This is a genomic window from Pseudomonas sp. SIMBA_067, from assembly GCF_046534675.1.
Taxonomy (GTDB): domain Bacteria; phylum Pseudomonadota; class Gammaproteobacteria; order Pseudomonadales; family Pseudomonadaceae; genus Aquipseudomonas; species Aquipseudomonas putida.
In genome coordinates, this window is record NZ_JAWRYH010000821.1 from 1 (window position 1) to 256 (window position 256).

Annotated in this window: 1 protein-coding gene; it reads right to left on the bottom strand. The window is 46.5% G+C overall.

Annotated features, from left to right (window positions below; genetic code table 11):
- Positions 1–49: 49 nt before the first annotated feature.
- Positions 50–256: ParB family protein (locus tag SB765_RS31490; protein ID WP_410932739.1), on the bottom strand; the 207-nt coding region annotated here is incomplete at its 5' end.

Sequence of the window (256 nt, forward strand, 5' to 3'; positions counted from 1 at the left end):
TCAAAAAAAAAGCCAGCGTTTATCGCTGGCTGATTTGAGTGCGGATGCCTTAACGGTTGAGATATTTTTTCAGGGTCTCCGCAATAACTTTATCCAGCTCTTCCTGCAACTCTTTCGACTGCCGGTTAAATTCATAACTGAACATCCGTCCGCGTACCTTTTTGCGGGCGAAGCGATCTTTATCAGCAAAAGACCAGAGCGCAGTCGCCTGAGTTTTATCTTTCTCCGGTTCTTTGATCAGAGTCTGGCTACCCTG